Source organism: Pseudomonas sp. lyk4-TYG-107, assembly GCF_030209055.1.
GTDB lineage: Bacteria > Pseudomonadota > Gammaproteobacteria > Pseudomonadales > Pseudomonadaceae > Aquipseudomonas > Aquipseudomonas putida_A.
In genome coordinates, this window is sequence record NZ_JARVST010000012.1 from 25,619 (window position 1) to 50,455 (window position 24,837).

The following is a 24,837-nucleotide window of genomic DNA, read 5'->3' on the forward strand; positions in this document are numbered from 1 at the left end:
GTCTGAAAAATTTGGTTTGGCATTGTTTCAGGGGGAGGGATGTTGTGACGGATGGCCCTTTCGCGAGCAAGCCCGCTCCCACATTTGAAATACATTCCAATGTAGGAGCGGGCTTGCTCGCGAAGGCGATGGGTCAGGCACTAAAGATATTGCGGATTAACCTTGGGTCTCCCGCTCCAGCTCCGCGTCTTCTTCGACAACCTTACCCTTGGTCTTCAGCTCGCTGACAATCACCGCCGCCACAATCAACCCCGCACCCACCAGCGCAATCGCCGGCAAGCGCTCCCCGGCGATTCGCCCGACGATCCCGGCCCACACCGGTTCACCGGCGTAGATCAATGTTGCCCGGGTCGGCGAAACACTCTTCTGCGCCCAGTTCATCGCCACCTGAATCGCCGCACTCGCCGCGCCGAGACCCAGTGCGGTCACCAGCAAGGTCCAGGAAAAATCCGGAAGTGTTTCACCGGTCGGCACCACCAGCAGAAACGACAGCACCGAGGTCGCCGCCAGTTGCACCACGGTCACCCGGCGTACATCGACTTGACCGGCATAGGTGCTGATCAAAATGATCTCGGCGGCGATCGCGATGGCGCTGATCAGGGTGGCGATTTCGCCGGGGCTGAAGTTCAGCGCAGCCCCGGACGGCCCGGACAACAACATCAAACCGGTAAACGCCAGCATGATGCCGATGCTTGGCATCAACCCCGGACGACGGCCCAGCACCAGCCATTGCAGCAACGGCACGAAGGGCACGTACAGCGCGGTGATGAATGCCGACTGACTGCTCGGGATCGTTTGCAGACCAACCGTCTGCAAGCCGTAACCGAGCATGATCGCCACGCCGATGAACGATCCGGCCTTGAGCTCGAACAGGGTCAGTTCACGCAACTGGCGCCAGGAGAACAGCGCAACAATGGCGGCCGCAGCGGCAAAGCGCAGGCCGACAAAGAACATCGGCCCACTGACGGTCATGGCGTGTTGCACCAGCAGAAACGTACCGCCCCAGACCATGGTGATCAGCACCAGCACGCACTCGGCCTTGCTGAAACGGGAGAAGCGAAGAGGCGTGGGGGAGCTGTTCACTGACGTCATGTCCTTGCGCACTATAAAAGGCAGGACGCACAATGCGCCCAACGTTGCGCAGTATACTGCCCAACCCCACCGAGTGAGCAATATAGTGCACAAAGATTCCAGCCAACGGGCGTCCGTCCTGCAACACGTCAGTCACAACGTCCGGCGCCTGCGCCACGCTGCCGACATGAGCCAGACCGCGCTGGCGGAAAAGTCCGGCGTCAGTCGGCGCATGCTGGTGGCGATCGAGGCCGGGGAAAAGAATGTCAGCCTGACCACCCTCGATCGCGTTGCCGAAGCGCTCGACGTGGCCTTCAGCGACCTGATCCAGGCACCCGACGCGCGCGACCCGAGCCGCATCAACGAAGTAGCGTGGGCAGGTTCCATTCCCGGGAGCAAAGCGGTGCTGCTGTCCAAGGCCACCGCCACCCGTGAGGTCGAGCAGTGGGAATGGTGTCTGCAACCGGGGGAGGTCTATCCGTCGCAACCGGACGCCGATGGCTGGAGCGAGCAGATCTACGTGTTCGAAGGTTGCCTGACGTTAACGGTGGGAGAGGTGACCAATACCATTGCGACCGGCGAGTTTTTCATGTTTGCCAGCAACCAGCCGCACGGCTATCGCAATGACGGGCCGGTAGCGGTGCGCTTTGTGCGTAATGTGGTGATTTGAATGAATCAGAACGCAGACATCCTGATCATCGGCGGTGGCCTTAGCGGCACGATGTTGGCCGTGCAGTTATTGCGACTGCCCGGCCAACGCAAGATTCTGGTCATTGAGCCACGCGCCGAACTTGGCCGTGGCGAAGCCTACAGCGCCGTCGAACTGGGCCACACGCTCAACGGCAATGCAGCGCGCATGAGTGTCGACCCCGATAACCCCGATGACCTGACTCAATGGCTGACCGCGCACATCGCTGCCGGTGGCTGGCCGGAATCTGCCGAGCAGAATGTGCCGATCAGTGAGCTGTTCCCGCCACGCGGATTGTTTGGCGTGTATGTACAGCAGCGTCTGGCCGAAGCGCGGGTCGTGGGTGCGCAGCACGGTTCGACGGTCGAGCACATCTGCGCCGAAGTCGTCGATCTGCAAACCGATACCGATTCGGTGCAAGTGAGTTTGAACAATGGGCAGACTCTGCGTGGTGCCTATGCCGTGCTCGCCACGGGCATGTTCCCCGCCGCACGCACGCCGCAGAAAGAGTCCAGCGGCCTGAATGCCGCAGCGCTCGACCCGTGGGATGTCGCGGCCATGCGCCAGCTCGATCCGCAGTCGACTGTGCTGATCATCGGCTCCGGCCTGACCATGGTCGATGCGGTGGTTTCGCTGGAGCAGGCCGGGCATCGTGGGCCGATCGAAGTGTTTTCCCGTCATGGGCTGTTGCCCCATGTGCGGCGACAACCGCCGGCGTGGATGGATTTTCTTGCGCAAGATCCGAGCATCCGCACGCCGCGACAGTTGTTGCGTGAACTGCGCAGGCATTGCCGCGAGGCGATCGCTCAGGGCATTGATTGGCAGGCGCCGCTGGACACGGTGCGGGCTCATATCGGACGGCTGTGGAGTCAGGCGACTGACGTGCAGCGTCGACAATTCGTACGCCATGTACGGCCGTGGTGGGAGAGTCATCATCACCGTTCGCCGCCGTTGAGTGCGACGTTGGTGGAGCGCTTGCACAAGGAGGGGCGGTTGCGGATTCAGGCGGCGTCGTTCAAGGGGCTTGAGCCGGCGGTGGGCGAGGGAGTGAGCATTCGTATTCGGCGTCGTGGCGAGGCAGAAACCTGCGTGGTGCATGGCGCAGCGCTGATCAATTCCAGTGGTATCGAGTACGACTGGCGCCGCGTCGCGCGACCGCTGCCGCAGCAGTTGCTGGCGCGCGGGCTGGTGCGTCCGGGGCCGTTGGCGTTGGGGATTGCGGCGGCGGTGGACGGAGCGGTGCTGGACGCTGAAGGGCAGGCCGGCAGCCGATTGTTCGCGATGGGGCCACCGCTGCGCGGGATGTGGTGGGAGAGCACGGCGGTGACGGATGTGGCGTTGCAGGCCAAGGCGTTGGCGGCGCGATTGGCGGGATAAGGTTGAGGGTGGTCTTTCGCGATCAGGCTCGCTCCCAAAGGGGACTCCGCTTGGCAATACCCTGTGCGCCACACACCAGAACCTGTGGGAGCGGGCTTGCTCGCGAAGAGGTCGTTTCAGTCAACATCAATGTTGCCTGACACACCGCTTTCGCGAGCAAGCCCGCTCCCACATTGGGGGGGCGGGAGAGTTACGCCACCACGCGATAGCACGGCACATACGCCGCGCCGCCCGGCAGTTTCATCCGGTGCTGGGCGACGAAGGCTTTGAGCAGCGCGTCGAGCGGTTGCATGATCGCCGCGTCACCACGGATCTGGTACGGCCCGTGCTCTTCGATCAAGCGGATGCCCTTGTCCTTGACGTTGCCGGCGACAATCCCGGAGAACGCGCGGCGCAGGTTGGCGGCCAGTTCGTGGGGCGGCTGGTCGCGGTGCAGCTTGAGGTTGGCCATGTTCTCGTGGGTCGGATCGAACGGACGCTGGAAGCTTTCGTCGATCTTCAGCAGCCAGTTGAAGTGGAACGCGTCGTTGCGCTCGCGGCGGAACTGCTTCACCGCTTTGAGGCCGGCGGTCATCTGCCGCGCGACTTCGGCCGGGTCGTCGATGATGATCTCGTAGTGCTGCTTCGCCGCATCGCCGAGGGTGGCGGTGACGAAGGCATCAAGCTGTTCCAGATACGGCGCGGCATGTTTCGGCCCGGTCAGGATCACCGGGAACGGCAGGCCGGCGTTGTCCGGGTGCATCAGGATACCCAGCAGGTACAGGAACTCTTCGGCGGTGCCTGCGCCGCCCGGGAAGATGATGATGCCGTGGCCAACACGCACGAACGCTTCCAGACGTTTTTCGATGTCCGGCAAGATCACCAGCTCATTGACGATCGGGTTCGGCGCTTCGGCGGCGATGATCCCCGGCTCGGTCAGGCCGAGGTAGCGCCCACCGTGGATGCGCTGCTTGGCGTGGGCGATGGTCGCGCCCTTCATCGGGCCTTTCATCACGCCGGGGCCGCAACCGGTGCAGATGTCGAGGCTGCGCAGACCCAGTTCGTGGCCGACTTTCTTGGTGTATTTGTATTCTTCAGTGTTGATCGAGTGACCGCCCCAGCACACGACGATTTTCGGCTCCACACCCGGACGCAGGGTGCGCGCGTTGCGCAGCAGGTGGAACACGTAGTCGCTGATACCTTGCGAGGTGCTGAGGTCGATGCGTTGGCTGTCGAGTTCGTTTTCGGTGTAGACGATGTCACGCAGGGCGCTGAACAGCATTTCCCGGGTGCTGGCGATCATTTCGCCGTCGACGAACGCGTCGGCCGGGGCGTTCAGCAGTTCGAGGCGCACGCCGCGATCCTGCTGGTGAATGCGGATTTCGAAGTCCTTGTAGGCTTCGAGGATGGTCTTGGCGTTGTCGACATGCGCGCCGGTATTGAGGATGGCCAGGGCGCACTGGCGGAAGAGGGTGTAGGTGCTGCCGGATCCGGCTTCGCTCAGTTGCTGAACTTCACGTTGAGAAAGAGTTTCCAGGCTGCCTTTCGGGCTGACCGAGGCATTGATTACGTGTCGTTGGGTCATGCAATGATCCTTAAAACGATGTCATCCCTGAACCAGGCGGATGGCATCCGAATAGTGTGTATCCATGAATGAAGATGGCACGATCTGCGCTGTACCGCCATGTCCCCGTTGGACGCTGAAAAGATGAAAAGGGCCCCCAGCATAGCTAAATCCCCGAGAGAGGCGATAATGCGCAGCGAGTTTTTTCCGTTGCCCTTTTTATCGCTCAAGGAAGTCATGCCTGATGTTCGAGATCCAGCCGATGGACCCAGCAACGTTTCGCCAGCAGACCCGCCGCAGCACGTTGATCATTGCCGTGCTGTTCCTGGTGCTGGCGATGGTGCTTTCGACGGCGGCAGTGGCGCTGTTCGGCGAGCCCGGCGGCGATAACCTGCGGTTCAATGTCGGCGGGGTGTTCGTGGCTTTCCTGCTGACAGCGGCGCTGATGCGCGGGCAGTTCTGGCAGCAGGCGTGGATGGCCCCGGCGGTTTATAGCTGGCGGCTCAAGCGCAGCCTGATGAGCGTGACCAACGTGATGCATCAGGTGACCGCTGCGGTGGAACAGAACGATCCGACTGCGATGAAGGTCTTGCGCTTCTATCATCTGGGACTGACCCAGATGCACGAACTGGACGGTAACTCCAGCGATCATGCGCAGTTGCGCCGGGAAGTCGAAGCGCACAAGGAGCGGATGCAGGCACTGGGTCTGGAGATCGACCAGAAGCGCCTGGATCCAGCCTGGCTGCAAACCTTGAAACCCGCCGCGCGTTAAAACGGAATACGGCTGGCGCGGCGCAGTTTCCACGCACGGGCCAGACGCCCGTAGACCAGCAGGTTGATCACCAGCACCACGCTGCCCAGCGCCAACTGGATCTGTGGCGTCAGACCTGCGGGGTAGATGATCGGCCAGATGTAGTGCTCGATGAAGCCGCCGGCGTATTCGGTCTGCCCGGCGGCGTGGCGCATCAGGTTTTCCCAGTAGGTCAACGGACAGGTCAGGTGCAACACCTCGACCGCCACGCCCCATGCAGCCGCCGGCAGATGCAGCCACATCAGGCGTGGCCACTTGAGCACCAGCAGCCCGCCGAACAGCACAAACAGAATGAATGACAGATGGAACAGCACCAGCCCGTCGGCTGCGATTCGGTACAGCATGTCGTCTCCCTGACGTGGTTGTGAAGGCCTCCATGGTACGCCGACAGCGGACTCGGGACGCGGCGATTTAGCGCAAGTGCGCAAGATTGTTCAAGCCACGAAGGGGCACTTGCTGGCAGAGTCTGCGACCGTTTCCTCGGTTGAAGAGCGTTATGTCTGACTCACTTATGCCGCGCCGTGCGTTTCTTCGCGGCGCTGCGGCGATCATGCCGTTATCACTGGCGACGGCGCCGTGGGGGCTGCTGGCCGGCTCCATGGCGATCGAAGCCAATCTCACGCCGTTACAGGGGCAGGGCCTGTCGAGCATCGTGTTTGCAGGGGCCGCGCAACTGGTGGCGATCGGTATGCTCAAGGGGGGTGCCGGGATTTTCTCGATCCTGCTGACCACGCTGCTGCTGACCTCGCAGCATTTGTTGTACGGGATGAGCATGCGCTCAGTGATTTCGCCGCTGCCCGGGCGCTGGCGCATCGGCCTGGGCTTTTTGCTCACCGATGAGCTGTTCGCCCTCACCAGTCAGCATGACCGTCAGCAGTTCAACCGCTGGTACGCCTTGGGCGTCGGCCTGACGTTCTATATCGCCTGGAACCTGTTCACCCTGGCCGGCATCGTGCTGGGCAGCAGCATTCCGGGGCTTGAACACTTGGGGCTGGATTTCTCGATTGCCGCCACTTTCATCGCATTGATCACCCCGGTGGTGCGTAACGTGCCGACCGTGGTGTGCGTGGCGGTGTCGCTGTTCTGCTCGGTGCTGTTCAGCTATTGGCAGTGGGGCTCGGCATTGGTGCTGTCGGGGCTGGCCGGGATGACCGCAGGGTTTGTCTGCAACAAGTTGTATCGGGGGCGTGCATGATGGTCTGGGCAGTGATTTTCGGCATGGGGATTCTGGTGTTCCTCAACCGTTACGTGTTTCTCGAACCGCGCCTGCCGCTGCGTTTGAGCAGCAACGCACGGCAGTTTCTCGGGTTTGCCGTACCGGGAATGCTCACAGCGATCTGCGGGCCGATCGTGTTCATGCCGGACAAACAGTTGAATTTGCAGTGGGATAATCCGTATTTGCTGAGTTCGCTCGTAGCGATCGGGCTGGTGCTGTACACCCGCAATACCTTGCTCAGCATGCTCTTGAGCATGGCGTTTTTCTTTTTGCTGCGCTGGTGGTTGTAAGTTGCCAGGAAAAAACTGTTCTAAGCTGGTTGGATGACTATTTTTGACAAGGCGAGGTGCACATGACGACCGAGCAAAAGCGTCCCGATGAAGACGAACAAGTAGACGATGAAGTAGACGAGCCCAGCGAAGAAGAAATCGAGCGTGAGAAACGCAAGGAACAGACGTGGAAGCACGACGATGGCAAGGAACTTACCGGGCCTGACGTGAAACTCTGACAACATGCAAGAAGCCCCGCAGCAGCGGGGCTTCTTTTTTTCAGAGGTCTTCCAGGTGCGGGAAGTCCGGATGTGACGCCCGATAGCCCAGAGTCTTGTCGATCCATGCATTGAGCTCGTTGACCATCACCGGCGGGTGACCGGGATAGCTCTGGAGGGTCGTGCGCAAGACGCGTTCGATGTCCGGCACTGAACGCAGGTTTCGGGTCTTGATGTAGTGGCCGATAAAACAGTCGAGTTGAAAGCGTTCTGTCATGGACAGATAGATACACTCCAGGCCGTTGGCCTGTTTGATTGCAAAATCGTCGCGCAACTTAGTTCTCTGCAAGGCTTGTTAAAGTTGTAGGGGATTCCTGGTTTTGCTGACTCTTTGGTCAACTGGTATGCCAAATGGAAATGCGGCGCGCATGCTATCCGTAGTGCATGTAAATGTATGTATGACGGTTGAAATGTCAGACAGGCGGTTGGTTCGCTCAAACGACTGTTTTTCTCGGGCTGTCTCAACAATGAAACACCAGCTGTAAAGATCTTGCGTCAACTACAAGGTAGACGCGTGAGAACGTGGATCTTTAAGCCACTTCTTCAATCAGCCCTGCACCCTGATTGCGTGAATTGCCGACTGCCTTGCCGACTTTGTGCCAGGCGAAGGCATCACTGGGTTCGCCTTCAAACAGGAGCATCTGTTCGGCGCGTTCAACAGGCGTGGCGCTGTCGAGCCACTCGGCAGCCATGTCAGCGCGAAAGACCACGGGTCTTCGATCATGGATATCGAGCAGGCCGCCGACGCTGTCGGCGGTGATGATCACGAATCCATCGTCTTCCCGGCCATCGCTGCCGGGTGTCGGAAATTGTCCGATGGCGGCACAGAAAACCGGCCCGTGATCGGCACGACGGATCAGCCACGGCTGTCGGGTTTTATCCGGGCCGTCGACCCATTCGAACCAGTTGTCGATGGGCACGATCAGCCGATGACGCCAGATCGCCCGGAAGAACGGCCCATGGGCGACTTTCTCCACGCGCGCGTTGATTGGCGCCGCGCGGTCCTTGGCCCAGTGCGGGCGCCAGCCCCAGCGCAGGTTGTCGGCATACAGGCGTTGATCATGTTGATGGAGCACCGCGAGTGACGTGGTCGGCGCCGCGTTGTATCGCTCCAGCGCAGCGTCGCCGACGTGATTGATCAGCGCATCGGGAATGCTCAGCACCGCGACAAAGTCGTGAATGCCGCGGTACTGCGAGAGTCTTCCGCACATGCGCCGAATCTCTGGATGGACGCTTTCAGCATAGTTGGCTCTGGCCAATCAATCCTGCGCCTCCTGACCGGTGAAGGTGTCGCGCCAGATCAGCCAGCGGCGTTCCAGCACCGCGAGCAAACCGTCGCTGAGTTTGCCGAGCAAGGCGAGCACGATGATCGCCGCCAGCACGATGTCCGGCCGCGAGGTTTCGCGGCCGTCGCTGAGCAGATAACCGAGGCCCTTGGTCGCGGCGATCAGCTCGGCGGCCACCAGAAACATCCACGCCAGACTCATGCCGCTGCGCAGTCCGGTGAACAGGCCGGGCAGGGCGGCGGGCAGCAGAATCCGCCGCACCAGTTGCCAGCGGCTGAAGCCATAGATACGTCCGACCTCGACCAGTTTGCGATCGATGTTGCGAATCGCCGCGACCACGTTGACGTACACCGGAAAGAACGCGCCGATGGCGATCAGCACGATCTTCGAGGTTTCATCGATGCCCAGCCACAGCAGCAACAGCGGCACCCAGGCCAGACTCGGAATCGAACGCAGCGCGGCGAACGTCGGTTCCAGATACGCCTCGGCCTCACGGCTCAGGCCGACCCAGGCGGCGAACACCAGCGCAAGGCTGGCGCCAATTGCAAAACCGAGCAACACCCGCAACAGGCTGGCGCTGATGTGTTTCCACAGGGCGCCTTCGGCGAGGTCGGTGAGGGTCAGGGCGATCTCGCTGGGCGCCGGCATTTGATAGGACGGAAGCCAGCCGAGACGCACGATGAACTCCAGGGCGACCACGATCAGCAGCGGCAGGGCCAGACCTTTCAGGCGCCGGCGCCATGTCGGGTTGAGAGATGAAGGACGCGGCCTCGGCAAGCTGCGAGGCGGCGCGGGCAGTTCGTTACTGCGAGTGCTCATACGTGGGCTCCGCTCACAGCGAATCCGCGCCGGGCGCGGATGGGCTGTGAGTCTGGTCGATTACTGGCGGGCGACGGCTTGCTGCACTCCGCTGTCGAGCAACTGATCGATGACTTGATCGACATTCACTCCACGCCGCACCAGTTCCTCAGACACCAGAATCGGTGCCGCAGCTTTCGACGCTTGCACATCGTTGGCGGTCAGTTGCGGACTGCTCAGGTCGGTGCGCGACAACTGCAGTTTGGCCACGTCCAGCGGCAGACCGGATTCCTTGGCAAGCAGCGCGGCGAACTCGTCGGGATTTTTCAGCGCCCAGTCCCGCGCCTGCTCGTAGGCTTTGATCACGGTGTCGATGGTTTGCGGATGCTCCTTGGCGTACTGCTCGGTGACGCTGACTACGCCGTAGCTGTTGAATGCCGGATTGCGATACAGCAGACGCGAACCGGCCTGTACCTGACTGGCGGCCATGTGCGGATCGAGTCCGGCCCAGGCGTCGACATCGCCTTTTTCCAGCGCGGTGCGCCCGTCCGGATGTTGCAGGTGCACCAGTTCCACGTCGTCTTTCTTCAGCCCGGCCTGTTGCAGGCTGCGCAGGGTGAACAGGTACGGGTCGGTGCCTTTGGTGGCGGCGATTTTCTTGCCCTTGAGGTCGGCGAGGCTCTGGTACGGCGAATCCTTGCGCACTACCAGCGCGGTCCATTCGGCGCGGCTGTAGACGTAGACTGATTTGATCGGGCTGCCGTTGGCCCGGCTCAGTACGGCAGCGAGGCTGGCGCTGGAGGCGAAATCGACGCCGCCACTGTTCAGGTATTCCAGCGAACGGTTACTGCCCTGACTCAGCACCCAACTGACTTTGGTTTGTGGCAGGGCCTTTTCGAGAAAACCGAAATGCTTGAGCACCAGGCTCACCGGTGAGTAGTAAGCGTAATCCAGATGGACTTCCGCAGGCGGCGCTTCGGCGGCTTCGGCCAGCGGTTGCAGGCTCAATGCCATGGCGCTGGCGACCAGCAGCGTTTTGAGGCGGATAAACGGTAAGAACGATGTCATGGGGCGCTCCGGCAAAGGCACTGGTTGTTATGTCAAAAAATATATTTTTATCGGCTGCGTCCTGCATGAATGGAATATTGCAGGCTCTGTGCCATGTGCTTCTCGACCCATGTTTACGGGGTTTTCCCCGGTTTTAGCGCCTTTCAACTGTTGCTTGGGAAACATTGTGGCAAGGCACTGTTGCGCAGCGGACAGTGAGCATTCCGGGCGCTGAGCTTATGCATTAATCGAATTTAAAATCGGTTTATCAACAGCGTTATGGTCTATGCAAAATCCCGTCGCAGGACCCCCCATGAAGATATCCCGTTTGCTCCGCAGCACACTGATGACCGCCTTGTTCGCCGCACCGCTGGCCTACGCTACCGAGCCGTTGGTCCTGCACGTCGGTGACCAGAATTACTACAACATCCGCGCTTCGGTCGAAGCCTCCGGCGTGTTGAAAGACGCGCCTTACAGCGTCGACTGGAAGCACTTCCAGGCCGCCGCGCCACTGGCCGAGGCGTTGCAGACCGGCTCGCTGGATCTGGGCTTTCTTGGCGATTCGGGTTTTCTGTTTCTCGCCGCCAAACAGGCGCCGGTGAAACTGATCGGTGTGTCGCGCCAGAACCCGGACACTATCGCCTTGCTGGTGCCGAAAGATTCGCCGGTGAAAACCATCGCTGATCTGAAGGGCAAGAAAGTCGCCTACTGGCCCGGCGCCTGGAGCCAGCAACTGACCTTGCGCGCCCTGGAGCAGGGCGGTCTGCCGGAAAACTACGTCGACTTCGTCAAGTTGATGCCGATTGATGCGGCAGCGGCATTGCCACAGGGCAGCATCGACGCGTTCCCGGTGTGGGAACCGTACATCTCCCAGCAAATCGTGTTCTCCGGTGCGCGGCCGATTCTCACCGCGAAAAACCTGATGCCAGGCCTCAGCGCGATTGCCGCGTCAGCGCCGTCGATCAACAGCAAGCGTGCCGCGATTGCCGATTTTCTCGGGCGTTTGAAACAGGCGCGGGCCTGGGTCGACAGCCACACCGACGAATACGCGGACCTGTGGGCGAAGAAAGCCAATCTCGATCAGCAGGTTTCACGGCACTGGTTGCGTCAGGCGCACATGACTGTCGGGCCGGTGGATCAGCAGGCGGCGGTCGACCTGCAAGGCACTGCGGACTTCCTGTTCAAGGTCAAGGCACTGCCGGCGCCGCTGGCCACCGCCGGGGTCATCGATACCTTGTTTCAACAGGCTCTGGCTGACTGAGCGAGCGCCGGAACCAAAGCCTGTGTACCCTATCCAAACCTGGCTCGCGGAGCCGGGCGCAGGGATGGATCAGGGCGAGGGAGTTTTGCCAGTCGACAACAGGGCCGCAACGGCCAGGCGCAAGGCAAAACATGAAATACGCGTTCAATCTTCTCTGTGCAGCGGCCATCGCGCTTGGGCTGGCCGGCTGCATTGCCGCGCCGATCGAAATGACCGCGCAAACCGAAACCCGGCTCAAGGCCCAGGCGCCGGTGCGCTTTTTGCTGACCTTCGATGATGGCCCCAGCGCCTCGAGTTTCTGGAATCCGTCGGCGACAGTGCTCGACAGCCTCAAGGTCAACCCGGTGCAACCGGACATCAAAGCGGTGTTCTTCGTCCAGACCCGTGCGCCGCGTGCGGGCAACAGTGACATTGGTCGCGGCATCATGCGGCGTGAGCACGCCGAAGGGCACATCCTCGGATTCCACACCGCCACCCATTGGCACACCAACCATCGCTCGCTCGATCCGCAAGAACTGGAACAGTCGTTGCGCAACGGCACGGCGGATATCGCCGCGATCACCGGAGCAGCACCGATCCTGCTGCGTCCGCCATTCTGGAATTACGACAAGCGCACCTTCGCCGCGTATCAGCAGCATGGCTTGCACGTGTTGTTGACCGATTTGAGCGCCAATGACGGCAAGATCTGGGGCTTCAACGCCAGTCCCCGACGTCGGGCGAATATGCTGCGCCAGCTATCGGAAGTCCGCGAGCGCATTGCCCTCGGCGAATTTCCGACCGTAGACGGGGTGATTCCAGTGGTGGTGACCTTTCATGACCTCAACCGCTACACCGCGCGGCATACCCGCGAGTACCTGCAGATCCTGCTCGACAGCGCCGCCGCCACGGGCGTGAAACTGGCGGACAAACCGTTCTACGATGACCACGCGGCGCTGCAGAAAGCGGCGCTGGCGCGCACGGTTCAGCAGAGTTCGCAGCCGGTGCAGTTGCCGGGAATGTGGAACTGGATCTGGGATCATGACGCGCACTGAGGCCGCGCTGGAAATGTGATCGGGTTGGCACTTGCTTGGGCGGCAGATTATTGATCGCTCATCTATGCTGAATCGGTCGACCGACTCATCGCCTGCGAGGCGTGCGCCCATGCTAGCCATTGCCGACATCTGCCGGATTGTCGAATCCGGCTTTCCGTCGCTTGAATGCGAATGCACACAAGTGGAGCAGGGACTGCTGCGGATCAAGGTGTATGAGCCTGAGTCCGGGCGAGTCGAGTTGTTGCTCAATGGTGTGTCGCCGGAACATCTGGTGACGATCCGCGATCTGTCCAACTTCATTGGTGAGTTGCGCACGGAAATGAGCGCCGGGCGCCGGGCATTCGCCGGCTGATACCTTACAAGCGCCGCTGAAACGCCTGCACGATGCGTAACGTCGCCTCGCTGGTGGGTAGATTCTGCACCGCGTCCAGCGGATGCCAGATGCATTCGGTGATCTCGTTTTGCGGGCGCAACTGCTCAAGATCGAGCACCGACGCCTCGTAGACATGATGCTGGGTGCTGCCGCTGTGCAGTTCCATCAGATACAACATCTGCTCGGCATCCAGTGCTGTTTCTTCCTGCAGCTCGCGCGTCGCCGCCCCGGCTTTGGTTTCCCCAGGCTCGACCTTGCCGCCGGGCAATGTCCAGCGGCAGCGGGGTTTGCGCACCAGGAGAACGTGTCGATCCTGCTCGCAAATAACGGTGGCGCGTACTTTCATCTGTTACCTGTTTACTGCGTGTCACATAAATGAAATAAAACTGCAATATTCGAGCCGGGCCCGGATTCAAAGGTTCCCTTGGGGTTTTGAGTGTTTGGCCTGGCGGAAAGTGCCAGAGCCTTGGCGCATCGCGATGGCGACACCCGGTCGGCACAACTGCGGCATCCGGGTGTAAGTTAAAAAGGCAGAGCTGAATCCACCGTCGGCAAAAAGGAGGTACCCATGAGCATTCCGGTCTTGAGCAAAATGCACATGAACGGCTACGACGTACTCAGCGTGAACAACGGCCCGTGGCGGGTTTGTACTCAAGGCGATCGGCTTGCGTCGTTCGGTAGCAGAGAGGAAGCGCTGGCCTATGCCGCTGCGTTGCCGGGTTACAGAAAACGCTCGGTGCGAGCGCGAAGTCACACTGCAAGTTGAAGCAAATGTAACGAAAGAGCCCCGGTGATTGCCGGGGCTTTTGTTGAGGTAAAGGGGGGATCAGTGGACTTTGATCCGGCTGATGGAGCGCGTTTTCACTTCCCTGGCATACAGCTGCAAGCGTTCTTCATCACTTTGCAGCACCTCGCAGGACCTGAGTACCGCCTGGGCATCCGCTTCATTGCCGCTCTTGCGCAGCTGTTCGGCGATGCGTTTGAGGTCGACCGCCGACCATCTCAGATCCGATGCAACGGCTTGCAGGTCGCGCTGAAGTTCGTGTTCGTATTCATTGAGCCGCATGATCACCTCCGGAACATTCTCGGTAGAACAGAGTAGTCGCATTTTTCTTCGATGATGCGCAGCTCGTCTGCCACCGGGCTGCATGCATGTAAATATTTGTCCAATCTCCCTTGTGGGCGACGTGCCGCGCTGGATGTACACCCGGTTACACGTTACATTCGCGTTTTTCAAGATCAGGGAAACACCATGCGGATATGGATCGGGAGTTTGGCGTTGGCATTGCTGGCGGGTTGCTCATTGCCAGCATCGCTGGTGCCGGGCGAGCCAAATCTCAGCAAAACCACCACCAAAGCGCCTAAAGACTATGCCGCGTGCTTGTTGCCGTTGTGGCAGCAGGACATTCCTAAGACCACGCAGACGTCCATTTCCAACGGCTACCGGATCAAGGCGCCGAGCCTCGTCACCGCCGACGAGATTCTCGACATCATCAAATACAAGGACGGCAGTCGCGTTTCCCTGTATCAGGGACCGCCATGGGCCAAGTCCGGGTCGTTGCGCAAATCGGTGCGTGACTGCCTGTAAAGCCCAGCCTCCGCTGCAAAAGCCAGCCCCACAAAAAGCAGAAACCGGATCAATGGTTTCTGCTTTTTTTTGCTTTGCGAAATGCGCTGTGACAGATCGGCACGAGGCGTATCCCCAGTGTGCGCTAGGCTTTTGAGTGCCGCCCGGTAACCGGAGGGGCATGCCTTTCAAGGAGCCACGGATCATGGATGATCTGGTCAAAGAAGTTATTCCGTTGTTGCAGTATCTGATTCCCGGATTTGTTTCTACCTGGATTTTTTACACGCTCACCGCGTTCAAACGGCCTGATACGTTTGGGCAGATTGTGCAGGCGTTGATCTTTACGTTTGTGATTCATGGGGCTGTATTGGGGATAGGTGCAATCTGTCTATGGGTGGGGACGAAGGGATTTTCTGTAGGAATATGGGATGGCAAGGCGCAGACAATATGGGCGTTCTTTGTGTCAGTGACGCTCGGATTTCTTTCCTGCAATCTCGCTTCAAATGACAAGTTGCATGCTTGGTTACGGTTTCGAAATGTAACCAGAAAAACGTCATTTCCCAGCCAGTGGTACAGCACCTTTGCACGCCACGATCGGCTCATTACGCTGCATTTGAACGACGAAAGGCGCCTGTTTGGCTGGCCTTGTGAATGGCCTGCCGAACCTGCGAATGGACAGTTTGTGATGCAGAGCCCGAAATGGTTGGGTGACGATGGCGTTGCCAAGCCTTTTGACGCCGACCTGTTGGTGATAGATTCGTCGAAAGTTCAGTGGGTTGAATTCACCACCATAAAAGAGAGCCAGCCATGACCGCCGAAGCACCGAGACCCATGCCGCCAGATGTGGCACGCTACCTTGGCTCGAACGACAGGAACTCGCCGCAAACTGCCCGTGGTCCTAGCGCTCCACCACCTCCCAAGCGGTGAACGTTGCTCGGGCGAGACGATCTGTCATAACGATCGTACCAGCCAATCCCTGAACGCTTTCAGTGACGGCGACGCCTCATTACGCGGCGGATACACCAGGTAGTAGCTGCGCCGGCTGGTGATCGGCTCCCCCAGTTGCTGCAGCTCGCCGTTAAGCAATTCATCCTCCACCAGAATCCGTGGCACCAGCCCCACGCCAATATTCGCCCGGACGGCCTGAATCAGGTGCGAAGTCATTTCAAAGCTCGGCCCGATGCGCATGCTGCGGTGTGGCAAACCATGATGGGTGAACCATTCCGCCCAGGCCTGGGCATTGCTGCTGACATTGAGCAGTAACTGCCCGGCGATGTGCTGTTCGGCGTCGTCGCGTTCGGCCAACGACAACTGCGCACTGGCAATCACTACCAGTTCTTCAGTGTGCAGGGGCAGGGCGCTCAGCCCCGGCCAGTCTCCCGCACCGACGCAGATCGCCGCATCGATCTCGCTGGTGTCGAAGTCGATCGCTTCGATGCGTGAATGCAAGTGCACGGTCATGCCGGGGTGTGCGGTGTAGAAGTCCTTGAGTCGCGGCAGCAGCCATTTCGAGCCGAAGGTCGGCAGCGTCGCCAGACGCAAACTGTGAATGCCGGAACCGAACGCCATGGCCTGCAACGTCGCGCTGCGGATCTGCCCGAGGGCTTCGGCCAGTTCGCGCTGATACATGCGCCCGACATCGGTCAGCACCACTTGCCGGCCCTCGCGACTGAACAGGCGCATGCCGAGCATCTTTTCCAGAATCTGCACCTGACGGCTGACCGCGCTTTGCGTCAGCGACAGTTCGTGGGCAGCGCGGGTGTAGCTTTCATGGCGTGCGGCAGCCTCGAAGGCCAGCAATAACGACATGGAAGGGGTGAGGGTTCGCGGATTCATTCGTTTTAGTCATGGATTGCGGGTCGATTTTACGTTTGTCCCGATAGCGCCAAGCAATGAACATAAGCACCATGAGATGGCGGGAGCGTGACGCAATCATTCCTTGCGCACAACTGTTCACCGCCGCACGGCCCGATTTTGACCGAGATTTCCCGACCGATGATTGCCCAGCTGTCGCCCGCCACTGCATTGACCGCCGATTACCAGAAGTTCCTCAAAGCCCTGAAAGCCAGTGGTTTTCGTGGCGAGATCAGTGCTGATTACGCCAGCCGCGTAGTGCTCGCCACCGATAACTCGATCTACCAGCGTCTGCCGCAAGCGGCAGTGTTTCCGATGGATGCCGAGGATGTGGCGCGGGTCGCACGGCTGATCGCCGAACCGGCTTATCAGCAAGTGGTGATCACTCCGCGCGGCGGCGGCACCGGCACCAACGGTCAGTCGCTGACTGACGGCATCGTCGTCGACCTGTCGCGGCACATGAACCGCATTCTGGAAATCAACGTCGAAGAGCGCTGGGTGCGGGTGCAGGCCGGGGTGGTCAAGGATCAGCTCAACGCCGCACTGAAATCCGCCGGGCTGTTCTTCGCCCCGGAGCTGTCGACCTCCAACCGCGCCACCGTCGGCGGCATGATCAACACCGACGCCAGCGGGCAGGGCAGTTGCACCTACGGCAAGACCCGCGACCACGTGCTGGAACTCGACATGGTCCTGCGCGGTGGCGAGCGTCTGCACGGCGCAGCGCTGGCGGAAGACGACCTGACAGCGCTGTGCGCCCGTGAAGATCAGGTGGGCGAAGTCTATCGCTGTGCGCGGCAGATCATTGACGAGCAGGGCGAGCTGATCAAACAGCGCTTCCCAGATCTCAACCGCTGCCTGACCGGCTACGACTTGGCGCATCTGCGCGAGGCCGACAACCGCTTCAACCTCAACAGCGTGCTGTGCGGCGCCGAAGGCTCGCTGGGCTTTGTGGTCGAGGCAAAGCTCAACGTACTGCCGATCCCCAAACACACGATGCTGGTGAACATTCGCTACGCCGGGTTCATGGATGCGTTGCGCGATGCCCGGGCGCTGATGGCGCTCAAGCCGCTGTCGATTGAAACCGTGGATTCCAAGGTGTTGCTGCTGGCGATGCAGGACATCGTCTGGCACGGCGTCGCCGAATACTTCCCGGCAAGTGCCGAGCGCCCGACACTGGGGATCAACCTGGTGGAGTTCTGCGGTGATGATCCCGAGGACCTGCGACACCGGGTCGAAGCCTTCCTCGAACACTTGAGCAGCGACACCACGGTCGAACGCCTCGGCCATACCCTGGCGGTCGGTCAGGCGGCGGTGAACAAGGTTTATGGCATGCGCAAACGCGCAGTCGGCCTGCTCGGCAACGTTGCCGGCGAAGCGCGGCCGCAGCCGTTTGTCGAAGACACCGCAGTGCCGCCGCAGCACCTGGCCGAGTACATCGCCGAACTGCGCGAACTGCTCGACAGCCACGGTTTGCAGTACGGCATGTTCGGCCACGTTGATGCCGGTGTGTTGCACGTACGGCCGATTCTCGACATGAAGGATCCGCAGCAAGCGGCGCTGGTGCGCCCGGTGTCCGACGGCGTCGCGGCGCTGACCCAGCGCTACGGCGGCCTGTTGTGGGGTGAACACGGCAAAGGCCTGCGCTCGGAATACGCGCCGGCGTTTTTCGGTGAGCTGTACCCGGCGTTGCAAGCGTTGAAAGCCGCGTTCGACCCGTTCAACCAGTTCAACCCGGGCAAGATCGCCACCCCGGCCAATACCGGTGCGGCGTTGCTGAAAATCGACGAAGTGACCCTGCGCGGCGAACTCGATCGGCAGATCGACGAAAAGGTCTGGCAAAGCTACGGCGCGGCCATGCACTGCAACGGCAACGGCGCCTGCTACAACTTCGATCCCGACGACGCCATGTGCCCATCGTGGAAAGCCACCCGCGAGCGTGCGCAATCGCCCAAGGGTCGCGCATCGCTGATCCGCGAATGGCTGCGTTTGCAGGGCGAGGCAGGGGTGGATGTGCTGTCGGAGGCGATCCGTCGTCCGGCATTTTTCCGCAACCTGTGGACACGCTGGCGCAACAGCCGCGCGCAGGATGCAGACTTTTCCCATGAGGTGTACGACGCCATGGCCGGCTGCCTGGCGTGCAAGTCCTGCGCGGGACAGTGCCCGGTCAAGGTCAACGTGCCGGAATTCCGTTCGCGTTTCCTTGAGCTGTATCACAGCCGTTATCTGCGCCCTGCGCGGGATTATCTGATTGCCTCGCTGGAGTACAGCATTCCGTACATGGCGCGGATTCCGGCGCTGTACAACGGTTTGATGGGCGCAACCTTTGTGCGCAAACAGTTGGAGCGTCTTGGCGGCATGGTCGATGTGCCGTTGCTCAGTCGCTTTGATTTCCACGCTGCGCTGCGCCGCTGGAAGGTGCAGCCGGCGACGGTTTCCACGCTGTCGGCGCTGACCCCGGCCCAGCGCGAGCGCAGTGTGGTGCTGGTGCAGGATGCCTTCACCCGTTACTTCGAAGCGCCGCTGCTGGCGGATCTGGTGGAGCTGATTTCGCGGCTTGGCTATCAGGTTTATCTGGCGCCGTTCAGCGCCAACGGCAAGCCGCTGCATGTGCAGGGTTTCCTGTCGGCGTTCAACCGCGCGGCGCTGCGCAATGCCCGGCAACTGCGTGAACTGGCCGATGTCGGTGTGCCGTTGCTGGGACTGGACCCGGCGATGACGCTGGTCTATCGCCAGGAATACCTGAAAGTGCCCGGCATGGACCACTGCCCGGAAGTCGCGCTGGTACAGGAATGGCTGCTCAAGGTGATGCCGGAGCAGGCTACTGCCGATGCGGCCCGGTCATTCCGTCTGCTGGCACACTGCACCGAGAAAACCAACGCGCCGGCCGCCACTCGCCAGTGGGAACAAGTGTTCGAGCGAGTCGGGCTGAAACTGGCGACGCAGGCCACCGGCTGCTGCGGCATGTCCGGCACCTATGGCCATGAAGCGCGCAACCGCGAAACCTCGGCGGTGATCTACGAGCAATCGTGGGCGCGGCAGGTTGAGGCGCCGGCGGAGCAGGGCGAAGCGCTGGCCACCGGTTACTCATGCCGCAGTCAGGTCAAGCGCCAGTCGGATCGGGCGCTGCGCCATCCGTTGCAGGTGCTGCTTGAGGTGGTGCGTCGCTGAGCGGTTCGTCGTCCGGGGCGTTGTCCCAGATCAGCCGTGGGTCGAAACTCATCGCCGAGAGCATGGTGAACACCACCACCATGCCGAAAAACAGGATGCCCGGGCGTGGTTCGATATCGCCCAGCGCCTGGAACTTCACCAGCGCCGCGACCAGTGCGACCACCAGCACGTCGAGCATCGACCAGTAGCCGATCAGCTCGACGAAACGGTACAGCTTCGAACGCTCACGGCGCGCCCAGTCGCTGCCCCGCTGCACGGTGATCAGCAGCAGCGACAGGGCGACGAATTTGATCCCCGGCACCGCGATGCTGGCGATGAAAATGATCAGTGCGATGTCCCACGCGCCGCCCTCCCAGAACTCCAGCACGCCGCTCATGATCGTGCTGTCGGCGCCGTTGCCGAGCATCACCGTGTTCATCACCGGCAGTAGATTGGCCGGCACGTAAAACGCCAATGCGGCGAACAGATAGGCCCAGGTGCGCGTCAGGGAGTTGGTCTTGCGCCGATGCAGCGGCGCATCGCAGCGCGGGCACTCGTGCGGCTCGTCGGTCATGTCGCAGGCCAGTCCGCAGCTGTGGCACAGGCACAGATTCAGTTCGCTGGCGGTCGCGGGTCGCTTCATAGAATGTCCCACAGATCACGAATGTCGCGGCCGGCAATGCGGATCATCATCAGGCTCAGCACCGCCAAAGCGAACAGGCCGATACCCGGCAGCACATCGAGCAGCCCGGCCAGTTTGAATACCGCCACCATCGCCCCCAGCAGACACACTTCGAGCATGCTCCACGGACGCAGGGTCTCCAGCCAGCGCATGCACAGCTTGAAGCCCGGCGCCCGGCGCGATGACAAGGCGAAACTCAGCACCCAGATCAACAGCACCAGTTGAAACGCCGGGGCGATGATGATCGAGATCGCCGCGACCATCGCCATGAAGGTGATCGGCCCCTGACTCAGCGCCAGTACCGAATCCCACAGCGTCGCGCTGTTCTTCAGGCCCTTCATGCTGATGCTCATCACCGGATAGAAATTGGCGAACAGCCACAGCATCGCCGCAGTGAAACTCAGGGCCAGCCGCTGCTCGACGGTCAAGCCGTTGTAGCGCTGCAGCACGCCGCCGCACCGCACGCAGAGGGTTTTCTGGTGTTTGCCGAGCACGACCTTTTCGTACACGCAGTCGCAATGCTCGCAGATGATCAGGTGTTCGGTTGAGGTCATGGGCAACGCTCGACAGCAGGCGCAAAGCGCAGGGGGCGCCTGATCACTATAGAAGCCTGACGTGATTGGGCAAATGGCGTTTGGCTTGGGAATCGACTTTTAGTGTTATAGAGTAACGCCAATATTTGGCGGGACGTGTAGTTATGCGCCCCCGATTCATTGACTCGATGGCGAAATGTCCATGACGATTGCGTGTGCCCGTTCCAACCCGCTGCCGACCGGCCGCTTGCTGTCCATTGATGCGTTACGCGGTCTGGTGATCCTGTTCATGCTGCTGGATCACGTGCGTGAAACGTTTCTGTTGCACCGTCAGGTGTCCGACCCGATGGACATCGCCAACACCGAGCCGGCGTTGTTTTTCAGTCGCACGTTGGCGCATCTGTGCGCACCGGTGTTCGTGTTGCTGACCGGATTGTCTGCGTGGCTGTTCGGCGAGAAGTACGCGGGCAAGGCCGATGTCAGTGCCTTCCTGTTCAAGCGTGGGCTGTTTCTGGTGGTGCTGGAATTCACCTTGGTGAATTTTGCATGGACGTTTCAGTTGCCGCCGAGCGTGATCTATCTGCAGGTGATCTGGGCGATTGGCTTGAGCATGATCGCGTTGTCGCTGCTGGTCTGGTTGCCGCGCTGGCTGTTGCTGACGCTGAGTCTGGCGATCATTGCCGGGCATAACCTGCTGGACGGGCTGCATTTCGCGCTGGAGTCGGCACTGCATGTGCCATGGGCGATCCTGCATGATCGGGGCTGGATCGAGGTCGGTGACAGTCTGCGCTTGCGCACTTCGTATCCGCTGTTGCCGTGGATCGGCGTGATCGGTCTGGGTTATGCGCTGGGCCCGTGGTTTGCCCGTGCGGCCGACGCCGGAGTTCGTCAGCAGTGCCTGTTGCTGGCTGGTATCGCCGGACTGCTGGGTTTCGTCGGGCTGCGGTTGCTCAACGGATACGGCGAAAAGCCTTGGGCGGTTGAAGACACGACCGTGCAAACGCTGATGGCGTTTTTCAACATCACCAAGTACCCGCCATCGCTGCTGTTCATCAGCCTGACGGTGAGCATCGGATTGCTGCTGTTGCTGGCGTTCGAACGGCTACAGATGCGGCACTGGATTCGCTGGCTGACGGTCTTCGGTTCGGCGCCGATGTTCTTTTATCTGCTGCATCTGTACGTGCTGAAGGTGCTGTATGTGATTGCCGTGGCGCTGTTCGGACTGAATCAGGGCAGCTATTTCGGCTTCGATTCAGTCGCGGCGATCTGGCTGGTGTCACTGCTGTTGGCGCTGGCACTGTACCCGGCGGTACGCTGGTTCTCTGCGCTGAAATCGCGGCGTCGCGACATTGCCTGGCTGAAATATCTGTGAGCCCTAGTGACCCCTTCGCTCGCGCGCAAAGTCGATAAAAGCCTTGAGCGGCGCCGGTACGTGGCGCCGGCTCGGGTAGTACAGATGCAGGCCCGGATAGTAGGGGCACCAGTCGGCCAACAGCTGAATCAGACGCCCCGATGCCAAGTGTTCGCTGACCATGTCATCGAACACATACGCCAATCCCAGGCCTTGCAGTGCAGGGCCGACCATCAAGCTGACGTCGCCCAGCGTCAGCGGGCCGTTGACCTCGATTTCCTGGGCAATGCCATCGCGTTCGAATTCCCAGCGATACAGGGCGCCACTGGGGTAGCGGTGGCGCAGGCACGGCAAATCGCGCAGATCTTCGGGTTTTTGCGGCGCAGGATAGCGTTCGAGGAATGCCGGCGAAGCGACCACCACCGAACGCATCGCCGGGCCAATCGGCAGCGAGACCATGTCGGCCTGCAGTCGATCGCCAAAGCGCACGCCCGCATCAAATCCGCCAGCGACGATATCCAGCAACGCTTCGCTTTCGACCACCTCCATGCGAATGTCCGGATACGTCTGCAAGAACTCGCTGGCAATCGGCAGCAATACCAGTTCGCACGCCTGGCGTCCGCAGGTGATACGCAGGTTGCCGGTGGGTTTGTCGCGAAAATGGTTGAGGTCTTCCAGTGCATCGTCAATGTCGCGGAACGCCGGTTTCAGGCGCGCGTAAAAGCGCTCACCGGCCTCGGTCAACGCCACGCTGCGGGTGGTGCGATTGAACAGACGCACACCGAGGCGATTCTCCAAAGCCTTTACCGAATGGCTCAGGGCTGACGGGGTGAGCCCGAGTTCGACGGCGGCCTTGCTGAAATTCAAGTGCTGCGCCGTACAGAGAAATACGCAAAGGTCTGCCGCTGAGGGTGATTTCATCTGTGAATCTCTTTCACAAAGTCATGCAAAATTGCTGGGATTATCGCATCAATCTGACGGCCTTAAAGTCGCAGCCTGGCAATTTCTTTAAAGGATGAATGCATGACAACGGTCGCTCATCAACCAGGCGCGCATAACAAGGTGCTAATCCTCGCGGCCGTGTGCCTGTCGGCATTGGTACTGCCCTTGAGTTTTACCGGTGGCGCGGTGGCGACGCCCGCCATTGGTCGTGATCTGGGCGGCAGCCCCGTGGCCCTGACCTGGATCACCAATGCGTTCATGTTGTCATTCGGCAGTTTGCTGATGGCGGCGGGAGCGTTGGCCGACGTCTATGGGCGTAAACGCCTGTTCAGCTTCGGCATGTTGCTGTTCACCGCAGCATCGATTGCGCAGAGCCTGGCACCGTCGGTGTACTGGCTGGATGGGATGCGTGCAGTGCAGGGCGTGGCCGGTGCTGCGGCGTTGGCCAGCGGCTCAGCGTCGCTGGCGCAAGAATTCGAAGGCCATGCGCGAACCCGTGCATACAGCGTACTCGGCACCACATTCGGCATCGGTCTGGCTTTCGGGCCGCTGCTGGCCGGCGCGTTGATCGAGGTGTTCAACTGGCGGGCGATTTTTGTTTTCACCGCGCTGATCGGCGTAATCGCCATGGTCTTCGGCCTGCCGCGCATGCGCGAAAGCCGCAACCCGGATGCCACGGGACTGGATTGGCCGGGCACGATCACCTTCAGCACGATGCTGGCGCTGTTCACCTTCGGCGTGATTCAGGCCCCGGAAAGCGGTTGGGGCAGCCCGCTGGTAGTCGGTCTGCTGAGTGCTTCGGCATTGTTGCTGGGGTTGTTCGTGATCATCGAAAAGCGCGTTAAACATCCGATGCTCGATCTGACCCTGTTGCGTTTTCCGCGCTTCATCGGCGTGCAGATGCTGCCGATCGGCACCTGTTTTTGCTACATCGTGCTGGTGGTGATGTTGCCATTGCGCTTTATCGGCGTGGAAGGCTTGAGCGAAATCGATGCCGGCCTGCTGTTACTGGCGCTGTCGGCGCCCATGCTGGTGGTACCGATGCTGGCGGCGTCGCTGACCCGGTTTGTCTCGGCGGGGATTCTCTCGGGGATCGGTTTTCTGATCGCTGCGGTGGGCTTGCACGGGTTGAGCCTGTACAACGTCGGCGAGCCAAAATCCGCCTTGGTCATTGCGATGCTGTTGATCGGGATTGGCACCGGTTTGCCGTGGGGCTTGATGGATGGTCTGTCGGTCAGCGTCGTACCGAAAGAGCGCGCGGGGATGGCGGCGGGGATCTTCAATACCGTGCGCGTGGCGGGTGAGGGTATTGCGCTGGCGGTGGTGGGCGCCGTGCTGACTTCGCTGCTGCATACCGATCTGACGGGGGCAGTGGCAGGCAGTGTCGATGCGGCGTTGATTGCCGAGACCGCGCACCGGGTCACCACGGGGGACATGGCGCATGCGCTCAACACCGTTCCGGGGCTGGCCAAAGAGCGTCTGGTGCAGGGTTATGCCACGGCATTTCAGTACCTGCTGCACGTCCTTACGCTGATTACCCTGGCCTCGGCGGCGGTGGTGCTCGGGTTGTTGAGCAAGGGGCGGGCGGTTGCGCAGCCGCAAAAAACAGCGCCCGACTTGCTATAGCGGTGTGTGCGGAATTTTCGAGTGTGGGAGCGGGCTTGCTCGCGAAGGCGTCAGGTCAGTCACTATCAATGCTGAACATGCCGGCC

The 24,837-nt window shown here is 60.8% G+C and carries 28 protein-coding genes; 15 read left to right on the forward strand and 13 right to left on the reverse strand.

The window, feature by feature from the left end; genetic code table 11:
* Positions 1-156: 156 nt before the first annotated feature.
* Positions 157-1,092 carry a DMT family transporter gene (locus QRN61_RS11255; RefSeq protein ID WP_115989519.1) on the reverse strand — a complete coding sequence of 312 codons (936 nt, stop codon included), beginning with the start codon at positions 1,090-1,092 and terminating at the stop codon, positions 157-159.
* An 85-nt stretch (positions 1,093-1,177) separates the two neighbouring features.
* Here QRN61_RS11255 and QRN61_RS11260 point away from each other — a divergent pair, with 85 nt between their 5' ends.
* A complete protein-coding gene (locus tag QRN61_RS11260) occupies positions 1,178-1,741 on the forward strand; it encodes a helix-turn-helix domain-containing protein (protein WP_150368875.1) in 564 nt (187 codons plus the stop codon).
* A complete protein-coding gene (locus QRN61_RS11265) occupies positions 1,742-3,136 on the forward strand; it encodes an FAD/NAD(P)-binding protein (RefSeq protein ID WP_285373794.1) in 1,395 nt (464 codons plus the stop codon).
* Between the two features lie 190 nt (positions 3,137-3,326).
* Here QRN61_RS11265 and ppnN read toward each other — a convergent pair whose 3' ends face one another.
* On the reverse strand, positions 3,327-4,700 hold the full coding sequence (ppnN, locus tag QRN61_RS11275) for a nucleotide 5'-monophosphate nucleosidase PpnN (protein WP_027612974.1): 1,374 nt from the start codon (positions 4,698-4,700) through the stop codon (positions 3,327-3,329).
* A 223-nt stretch (positions 4,701-4,923) separates the two neighbouring features.
* Here ppnN and QRN61_RS11280 point away from each other — a divergent pair, with 223 nt between their 5' ends.
* On the forward strand, positions 4,924-5,451 hold the full coding sequence (locus tag QRN61_RS11280) for a DUF3087 domain-containing protein (protein WP_285373795.1): 528 nt from the start codon (positions 4,924-4,926) through the stop codon (positions 5,449-5,451).
* On the opposite strand, the gene QRN61_RS11285 is transcribed toward QRN61_RS11280, so the two are convergent.
* Positions 5,448-5,834 (reverse strand): DUF2784 domain-containing protein, encoded by a 387-nt coding sequence (locus QRN61_RS11285; protein ID WP_027612976.1) that lies wholly within the window; start codon positions 5,832-5,834, stop codon positions 5,448-5,450. The two genes, QRN61_RS11280 and QRN61_RS11285, sit on opposite strands and share 4 nt — an antisense overlap.
* Before the next feature lie 152 nt (positions 5,835-5,986).
* Between QRN61_RS11285 and QRN61_RS11290 the strand changes: the two genes are divergently transcribed.
* The 3 genes from QRN61_RS11290 to QRN61_RS11300 all read left to right on the forward strand — a co-directional run bounded on the left by QRN61_RS11290 (position 5,987) and on the right by QRN61_RS11300 (position 7,214).
* Positions 5,987-6,685: an AzlC family ABC transporter permease gene (locus QRN61_RS11290; protein ID WP_183780536.1), complete on the forward strand. Its 699-nt coding sequence runs from the start codon at positions 5,987-5,989 to the stop codon at positions 6,683-6,685.
* The gene (locus QRN61_RS11295) at positions 6,685-6,996 is read left to right on the forward strand and encodes an AzlD domain-containing protein (RefSeq protein ID WP_166497451.1); all 312 of its coding nucleotides are present in this window, start codon (positions 6,685-6,687) and stop codon (positions 6,994-6,996) included. The genes QRN61_RS11290 and QRN61_RS11295 overlap by 1 nt, the downstream gene beginning before the upstream one ends.
* A 62-nt stretch (positions 6,997-7,058) precedes the next feature.
* Entirely contained in the window at positions 7,059-7,214 is a 156-nt protein-coding gene (locus QRN61_RS11300; protein WP_177408965.1) for a hypothetical protein, read from the forward strand.
* Positions 7,215-7,254: 40 nt separating this feature from the next.
* On the opposite strand, the gene QRN61_RS11305 is transcribed toward QRN61_RS11300, so the two are convergent.
* The 4 genes from QRN61_RS11305 to QRN61_RS11320 all read right to left on the reverse strand — a co-directional run bounded on the left by QRN61_RS11305 (position 7,255) and on the right by QRN61_RS11320 (position 10,405).
* A complete protein-coding gene (locus QRN61_RS11305; RefSeq protein WP_285373796.1) occupies positions 7,255-7,527 on the reverse strand; it encodes a hypothetical protein in 273 nt (90 codons plus the stop codon).
* A gap of 256 nt (positions 7,528-7,783) precedes the next feature.
* Positions 7,784-8,464 (reverse strand): SOS response-associated peptidase, encoded by a 681-nt coding sequence (locus QRN61_RS11310; RefSeq protein ID WP_096796392.1) that lies wholly within the window; start codon positions 8,462-8,464, stop codon positions 7,784-7,786.
* Positions 8,465-8,512: 48 nt separating this feature from the next.
* Positions 8,513-9,358, reverse strand: a complete 846-nt coding sequence (locus QRN61_RS11315) for an ABC transporter permease (protein WP_027612981.1) — start codon at positions 9,356-9,358, stop codon at positions 8,513-8,515.
* Between the two features lie 60 nt (positions 9,359-9,418).
* Complete coding sequence (locus QRN61_RS11320) at positions 9,419-10,405, reverse strand: aliphatic sulfonate ABC transporter substrate-binding protein (protein WP_096796393.1); 987 nt, start codon at positions 10,403-10,405, stop codon at positions 9,419-9,421.
* Positions 10,406-10,697: 292 nt separating this feature from the next.
* Here QRN61_RS11320 and QRN61_RS11325 point away from each other — a divergent pair, with 292 nt between their 5' ends.
* The 3 genes from QRN61_RS11325 (at position 10,698) to QRN61_RS11335 (ending at position 13,028) form a co-directional block, all read left to right on the forward strand.
* Complete coding sequence (locus tag QRN61_RS11325) at positions 10,698-11,645, forward strand: ABC transporter substrate-binding protein (protein ID WP_285373797.1); 948 nt, start codon at positions 10,698-10,700, stop codon at positions 11,643-11,645.
* Positions 11,646-11,776: 131 nt separating this feature from the next.
* Positions 11,777-12,676, forward strand: coding sequence for a polysaccharide deacetylase family protein (locus QRN61_RS11330; protein ID WP_247268947.1), 900 nt, complete (start codon positions 11,777-11,779; stop codon positions 12,674-12,676).
* A 109-nt stretch (positions 12,677-12,785) separates the two neighbouring features.
* Complete coding sequence (locus tag QRN61_RS11335; RefSeq protein ID WP_097090319.1) at positions 12,786-13,028, forward strand: DUF1652 domain-containing protein; 243 nt, start codon at positions 12,786-12,788, stop codon at positions 13,026-13,028.
* Positions 13,029-13,032: 4 nt separating this feature from the next.
* Here the strand turns inward: QRN61_RS11335 and QRN61_RS11340 are convergent, their stop codons facing one another.
* Positions 13,033-13,395 (reverse strand): NUDIX hydrolase, encoded by a 363-nt coding sequence (locus QRN61_RS11340; RefSeq protein WP_096796396.1) that lies wholly within the window; start codon positions 13,393-13,395, stop codon positions 13,033-13,035.
* A gap of 222 nt (positions 13,396-13,617) precedes the next feature.
* Between QRN61_RS11340 and QRN61_RS11345 the strand changes: the two genes are divergently transcribed.
* Positions 13,618-13,815, forward strand: a complete 198-nt coding sequence (locus QRN61_RS11345) for a DUF2188 domain-containing protein (RefSeq protein ID WP_247268948.1) — start codon at positions 13,618-13,620, stop codon at positions 13,813-13,815.
* Positions 13,816-13,875: 60 nt separating this feature from the next.
* On the opposite strand, the gene QRN61_RS11350 is transcribed toward QRN61_RS11345, so the two are convergent.
* On the reverse strand, positions 13,876-14,115 hold the full coding sequence (locus QRN61_RS11350; RefSeq protein WP_096796398.1) for a hypothetical protein: 240 nt from the start codon (positions 14,113-14,115) through the stop codon (positions 13,876-13,878).
* Positions 14,116-14,301: 186 nt separating this feature from the next.
* Between QRN61_RS11350 and QRN61_RS11355 the strand changes: the two genes are divergently transcribed.
* Both QRN61_RS11355 and QRN61_RS11360 read left to right on the forward strand, forming a co-directional pair.
* The gene (locus QRN61_RS11355; protein WP_003225912.1) at positions 14,302-14,637 is read left to right on the forward strand and encodes a hypothetical protein; all 336 of its coding nucleotides are present in this window, start codon (positions 14,302-14,304) and stop codon (positions 14,635-14,637) included.
* 184 nt (positions 14,638-14,821) lie between these two features.
* Positions 14,822-15,427: a DUF6338 family protein gene (locus QRN61_RS11360; RefSeq protein ID WP_183780526.1), complete on the forward strand. Its 606-nt coding sequence runs from the start codon at positions 14,822-14,824 to the stop codon at positions 15,425-15,427.
* Positions 15,428-15,567: 140 nt separating this feature from the next.
* On the opposite strand, the gene QRN61_RS11365 is transcribed toward QRN61_RS11360, so the two are convergent.
* Complete coding sequence (locus QRN61_RS11365) at positions 15,568-16,452, reverse strand: LysR substrate-binding domain-containing protein (RefSeq protein WP_285373798.1); 885 nt, start codon at positions 16,450-16,452, stop codon at positions 15,568-15,570.
* A gap of 159 nt (positions 16,453-16,611) precedes the next feature.
* Between QRN61_RS11365 and ydiJ the strand changes: the two genes are divergently transcribed.
* On the forward strand, positions 16,612-19,638 hold the full coding sequence (ydiJ, locus tag QRN61_RS11370; RefSeq protein WP_285373910.1) for a D-2-hydroxyglutarate dehydrogenase YdiJ: 3,027 nt from the start codon (positions 16,612-16,614) through the stop codon (positions 19,636-19,638).
* On the opposite strand, the gene QRN61_RS11375 is transcribed toward ydiJ, so the two are convergent.
* Both QRN61_RS11375 and QRN61_RS11380 read right to left on the reverse strand, forming a co-directional pair.
* Positions 19,571-20,260, reverse strand: coding sequence for a paraquat-inducible protein A (locus QRN61_RS11375; RefSeq protein ID WP_027612991.1), 690 nt, complete (start codon positions 20,258-20,260; stop codon positions 19,571-19,573). The genes ydiJ and QRN61_RS11375 overlap by 68 nt on opposite strands.
* Positions 20,257-20,853 carry a paraquat-inducible protein A gene (locus QRN61_RS11380; RefSeq protein WP_003225887.1) on the reverse strand — a complete coding sequence of 199 codons (597 nt, stop codon included), beginning with the start codon at positions 20,851-20,853 and terminating at the stop codon, positions 20,257-20,259. The genes QRN61_RS11375 and QRN61_RS11380 overlap by 4 nt, the downstream gene beginning before the upstream one ends.
* 181 nt (positions 20,854-21,034) lie before the next feature.
* Here QRN61_RS11380 and QRN61_RS11385 point away from each other — a divergent pair, with 181 nt between their 5' ends.
* Entirely contained in the window at positions 21,035-22,204 is a 1,170-nt protein-coding gene (locus QRN61_RS11385; protein ID WP_285373799.1) for an acetyltransferase domain-containing protein, read from the forward strand.
* A gap of 3 nt (positions 22,205-22,207) precedes the next feature.
* Here QRN61_RS11385 and QRN61_RS11390 read toward each other — a convergent pair whose 3' ends face one another.
* On the reverse strand, positions 22,208-23,104 hold the full coding sequence (locus QRN61_RS11390) for a LysR family transcriptional regulator (protein WP_285373800.1): 897 nt from the start codon (positions 23,102-23,104) through the stop codon (positions 22,208-22,210).
* A 102-nt stretch (positions 23,105-23,206) separates the two neighbouring features.
* Here QRN61_RS11390 and QRN61_RS11395 point away from each other — a divergent pair, with 102 nt between their 5' ends.
* A complete protein-coding gene (locus tag QRN61_RS11395) occupies positions 23,207-24,751 on the forward strand; it encodes an MFS transporter (protein ID WP_285373801.1) in 1,545 nt (514 codons plus the stop codon).
* Positions 24,752-24,837 lie beyond the last annotated feature (86 nt).

What these genes read in the sequence shown, in the direction of transcription:
- QRN61_RS11385 (WP_285373799.1), top strand. Translation starts at nt 21,035, where the DNA reads ATGACGATTGCGTGTGCCCGTTCCAACCCGCTGCCGACCGGCCGCTTG.
- QRN61_RS11285 (WP_027612976.1), bottom strand. Translation starts at nt 5,834, where the DNA reads ATGCTGTACCGAATCGCAGCCGACGGGCTGGTGCTGTTCCATCTGTCA.
- QRN61_RS11345 (WP_247268948.1), top strand. Translation starts at nt 13,618, where the DNA reads ATGAGCATTCCGGTCTTGAGCAAAATGCACATGAACGGCTACGACGTA.
- QRN61_RS11350 (WP_096796398.1), bottom strand. Translation starts at nt 14,115, where the DNA reads ATGCGGCTCAATGAATACGAACACGAACTTCAGCGCGACCTGCAAGCC.
- ydiJ (WP_285373910.1), top strand. Translation starts at nt 16,612, where the DNA reads ATGATTGCCCAGCTGTCGCCCGCCACTGCATTGACCGCCGATTACCAG.
- QRN61_RS11320 (WP_096796393.1), bottom strand. Translation starts at nt 10,405, where the DNA reads ATGACATCGTTCTTACCGTTTATCCGCCTCAAAACGCTGCTGGTCGCC.
- QRN61_RS11360 (WP_183780526.1), top strand. Translation starts at nt 14,822, where the DNA reads ATGGATGATCTGGTCAAAGAAGTTATTCCGTTGTTGCAGTATCTGATT.
- ppnN (WP_027612974.1), bottom strand. Translation starts at nt 4,700, where the DNA reads ATGACCCAACGACACGTAATCAATGCCTCGGTCAGCCCGAAAGGCAGC.
- QRN61_RS11355 (WP_003225912.1), top strand. Translation starts at nt 14,302, where the DNA reads ATGCGGATATGGATCGGGAGTTTGGCGTTGGCATTGCTGGCGGGTTGC.
- QRN61_RS11380 (WP_003225887.1), bottom strand. Translation starts at nt 20,853, where the DNA reads ATGACCTCAACCGAACACCTGATCATCTGCGAGCATTGCGACTGCGTG.
- QRN61_RS11390 (WP_285373800.1), bottom strand. Translation starts at nt 23,104, where the DNA reads ATGAAATCACCCTCAGCGGCAGACCTTTGCGTATTTCTCTGTACGGCG.
- QRN61_RS11265 (WP_285373794.1), top strand. Translation starts at nt 1,742, where the DNA reads ATGAATCAGAACGCAGACATCCTGATCATCGGCGGTGGCCTTAGCGGC.
- QRN61_RS11395 (WP_285373801.1), top strand. Translation starts at nt 23,207, where the DNA reads ATGACAACGGTCGCTCATCAACCAGGCGCGCATAACAAGGTGCTAATC.
- QRN61_RS11325 (WP_285373797.1), top strand. Translation starts at nt 10,698, where the DNA reads ATGAAGATATCCCGTTTGCTCCGCAGCACACTGATGACCGCCTTGTTC.
- QRN61_RS11335 (WP_097090319.1), top strand. Translation starts at nt 12,786, where the DNA reads ATGCTAGCCATTGCCGACATCTGCCGGATTGTCGAATCCGGCTTTCCG.
- QRN61_RS11340 (WP_096796396.1), bottom strand. Translation starts at nt 13,395, where the DNA reads ATGAAAGTACGCGCCACCGTTATTTGCGAGCAGGATCGACACGTTCTC.
- QRN61_RS11315 (WP_027612981.1), bottom strand. Translation starts at nt 9,358, where the DNA reads ATGAGCACTCGCAGTAACGAACTGCCCGCGCCGCCTCGCAGCTTGCCG.
- QRN61_RS11290 (WP_183780536.1), top strand. Translation starts at nt 5,987, where the DNA reads ATGTCTGACTCACTTATGCCGCGCCGTGCGTTTCTTCGCGGCGCTGCG.
- QRN61_RS11295 (WP_166497451.1), top strand. Translation starts at nt 6,685, where the DNA reads ATGGTCTGGGCAGTGATTTTCGGCATGGGGATTCTGGTGTTCCTCAAC.
- QRN61_RS11310 (WP_096796392.1), bottom strand. Translation starts at nt 8,464, where the DNA reads ATGTGCGGAAGACTCTCGCAGTACCGCGGCATTCACGACTTTGTCGCG.
- QRN61_RS11280 (WP_285373795.1), top strand. Translation starts at nt 4,924, where the DNA reads ATGTTCGAGATCCAGCCGATGGACCCAGCAACGTTTCGCCAGCAGACC.
- QRN61_RS11375 (WP_027612991.1), bottom strand. Translation starts at nt 20,260, where the DNA reads ATGAAGCGACCCGCGACCGCCAGCGAACTGAATCTGTGCCTGTGCCAC.
- QRN61_RS11300 (WP_177408965.1), top strand. Translation starts at nt 7,059, where the DNA reads ATGACGACCGAGCAAAAGCGTCCCGATGAAGACGAACAAGTAGACGAT.
- QRN61_RS11255 (WP_115989519.1), bottom strand. Translation starts at nt 1,092, where the DNA reads ATGACGTCAGTGAACAGCTCCCCCACGCCTCTTCGCTTCTCCCGTTTC.
- QRN61_RS11365 (WP_285373798.1), bottom strand. Translation starts at nt 16,452, where the DNA reads ATGAATCCGCGAACCCTCACCCCTTCCATGTCGTTATTGCTGGCCTTC.
- QRN61_RS11330 (WP_247268947.1), top strand. Translation starts at nt 11,777, where the DNA reads ATGAAATACGCGTTCAATCTTCTCTGTGCAGCGGCCATCGCGCTTGGG.